We start from the raw sequence: 3,275 nt of genomic DNA, 5'->3' as shown, positions 1-3,275 counted from the left end.
AACACAGTGGACGCGAGCAACTGAGGACAAGCCCTCGGCCTATTAGTACCGGTCACCTCCACACGTTACCGTGCTTCCAGATCCGGCCTATCAACCCAGTCGTCTACTGGGAGCCTTACCCCATCAAGTGGGTGGGAGTCCTCATCTCGAAGCAGGCTTCCCGCTTAGATGCTTTCAGCGGTTATCCCTCCCGAACGTAGCCAACCAGCCATGCCCTTGGCAGAACAACTGGCACACCAGAGGTTCGTCCGTCCCGGTCCTCTCGTACTAGGGACAGCCCTTCTCAAGACTCCTACGCGCACAGCGGATAGGGACCGAACTGTCTCACGACGTTCTAAACCCAGCTCGCGTACCGCTTTAATGGGCGAACAGCCCAACCCTTGGGACCGACTCCAGCCCCAGGATGCGACGAGCCGACATCGAGGTGCCAAACCATCCCGTCGATATGGACTCTTGGGGAAGATCAGCCTGTTATCCCCGGGGTACCTTTTATCCGTTGAGCGACGGCGCTTCCACAAGCCACCGCCGGATCACTAGTCCCGACTTTCGTCCCTGCTCGACCCGTCGGTCTCACAGTCAAGCTCCCTTGTGCACTTACACTCAACACCTGATTGCCAACCAGGCTGAGGGAACCTTTGGGCGCCTCCGTTACCCTTTAGGAGGCAACCGCCCCAGTTAAACTACCCATCAGACACTGTCCCTGATCCGGATCACGGACCCAGGTTAGACATCCAGCACGACCAGAGTGGTATTTCAACGACGACTCCACGAACACTGGCGTGCCCGCTTCACAGTCTCCCACCTATCCTACACAAGCCGAACCGAACACCAATATCAAACTGTAGTAAAGGTCCCGGGGTCTTTCCGTCCTGCTGCGCGAAACGAGCATCTTTACTCGTAGTGCAATTTCACCGGGCCTATGGTTGAGACAGTCGAGAAGTCGTTACGCCATTCGTGCAGGTCGGAACTTACCCGACAAGGAATTTCGCTACCTTAGGATGGTTATAGTTACCACCGCCGTTTACTGGCGCTTAAGTTCTCAGCTTCGCCCCACCGAAATGGAGCTAACCGGTCCCCTTAACGTTCCAGCACCGGGCAGGCGTCAGTCCGTATACATCGCCTTACGGCTTCGCACGGACCTGTGTTTTTAGTAAACAGTCGCTTCTCGCTGGTCTCTGCGGCCACCCCCAGCTCAGGACGTAAAGTCCATCACCAGGTGTGGCCCCCCTTCTCCCGAAGTTACGGGGGCATTTTGCCGAGTTCCTTAACCATAGTTCACCCGAACGCCTCGGTATTCTCTACCTGACCACCTGAGTCGGTTTAGGGTACGGGCCGCCATGAAACTCGCTAGAGGCTTTTCTCGACAGCATAGGATCATCCACTTCACCACAATCGGCTCGGCATCAGGTCTCAGCCGTATGCAAGGCGGATTTGCCTACCTTGCGGCCTACACCCTTACCCCGGGACAACCACCGCCCGGGATGGACTACCTTCCTGCGTCACCCCATCACTCACCTACTACCAACTTGGTTCAGCGGCTCCACCACTCCCCTTTGCCCGAAGGCTCCAGGGCGGCTTCACGGCCTTAGCATCACTGGATTCGATGTTTGACGCTTCACAGCGGGTACCGGAATATCAACCGGTTATCCATCGACTACGCCTGTCGGCCTCGCCTTAGGTCCCGACTTACCCTGGGCAGATCAGCTTGACCCAGGAACCCTTAGTCAATCGGCGCAAACGTTTCTCACGTTTGTATCGCTACTCATGCCTGCATTCTCACTCGTCAACCGTCCACGACTACCTTCCAGTGCCGCTTCACCCGGCAGACGACGCTCCCCTACCCATCACAGCACCCGTTAGGGCTATATGCTGCAATGACACGACTTCGGCGGTACGCTTGAGCCCCGCTACATTGTCGGCGCGGAATCACTAGACCAGTGAGCTATTACGCACTCTTTCAAGGGTGGCTGCTTCTAAGCCAACCTCCTGGTTGTCTCTGCGACTCCACATCCTTTCCCACTTAGCGTACGCTTAGGGGCCTTAGTCGATGCTCTGGGCTGTTTCCCTCTCGACCATGGAGCTTATCCCCCACAGTCTCACTGCCGCGCTCTCACTTACCGGCATTCGGAGTTTGGCTAAGGTCAGTAACCCGGTAGGGCCCATCGCCTATCCAGTGCTCTACCTCCGGCAAGAAACACACGACGCTGCACCTAAATGCATTTCGGGGAGAACCAGCTATCACGGAGTTTGATTGGCCTTTCACCCCTAACCACAGGTCATCCCCCAGGTTTTCAACCCTGGTGGGTTCGGTCCTCCACGAAGTCTTACCTCCGCTTCAACCTGCCCATGGCTAGATCACTCCGCTTCGGGTCTTGAGCGTGCTACTGAATCGCCCTATTCGGACTCGCTTTCGCTACGGCTTCCCCACCCGGGTTAACCTCGCAACACACCGCAAACTCGCAGGCTCATTCTTCAAAAGGCACGCAGTCACGAGAACACCGCAAGTTTTCCGACGCTCCCACGGCTTGTAGGCACACGGTTTCAGGTACTATTTCACTCCCCTCCCGGGGTACTTTTCACCATTCCCTCACGGTACTATCCGCTATCGGTCACCAGGGAATATTTAGGCTTAGCGGGTGGTCCCGCCAGATTCACACGGGATTTCTCGGGCCCCGTGCTACTTGGGTGTCTCTCAAACGAGCCGCTGACGTTTCGACTACGGGGGTCTTACCCTCTACGCCGGACCTTTCGCATGTCCTTCGCCTACATCAACGGTTTCTGACTCGTCCTGTTGCCGGCAGACAACAGAAGAGAGATCCCACAACCCCGCATGCGCAACCCCTGCCGGGTCTCACACGCATACGGTTTGGCCTCATCCGGTTTCGCTCGCCACTACTCCCGGAATCACGGTTGTTTTCTCTTCCTGCGGGTACTGAGATGTTTCACTTCCCCGCGTTCCCTCCACACTGCCTATGTGTTCAGCAGTGGGTGACAGCCCATGACGACTGCCGGGTTTCCCCATTCGGAAACCCCCGGATCAAAGCCTGGTTGACGACTCCCCGGGGACTATCGCGGCCTCCCACGTCCTTCATCGGTTCCTGGTGCCAAGGCATCCACCGTGCGCCCTTAAAAACTTGGCCACAGATGCTCGCGTCCACTGTGCAGTTCTCAAACAACGACCAGCCACCCATCACCCCGAACCCTTACGGTTCGAGTGCACTGGGGCCGGCAACTGAGGGGTTAACCGCACCCTCAGATACCCAACAGCGTGCCCG

The 3,275-nt window shown here is 57.2% G+C and carries 1 rRNA gene; it reads right to left on the bottom strand.

The features are described 5' to 3' along the window. Positions 1–22 precede the first annotated feature (22 nt). Positions 23–3,140: ribosomal RNA gene (locus C3489_RS37920) — 23S ribosomal RNA — on the bottom strand. Positions 3,141–3,275: the final 135 nt, after the last annotated feature.

Source organism: Streptomyces sp. Ru71 (genome assembly GCF_002920535.1).
In the GTDB taxonomy this organism is placed as follows: Bacteria; Actinomycetota; Actinomycetes; order Streptomycetales; family Streptomycetaceae; genus Streptomyces.
Note: the sequence above shows the minus strand (reverse complement) of the source record. Positions and strands in the feature narration are given on the sequence as shown.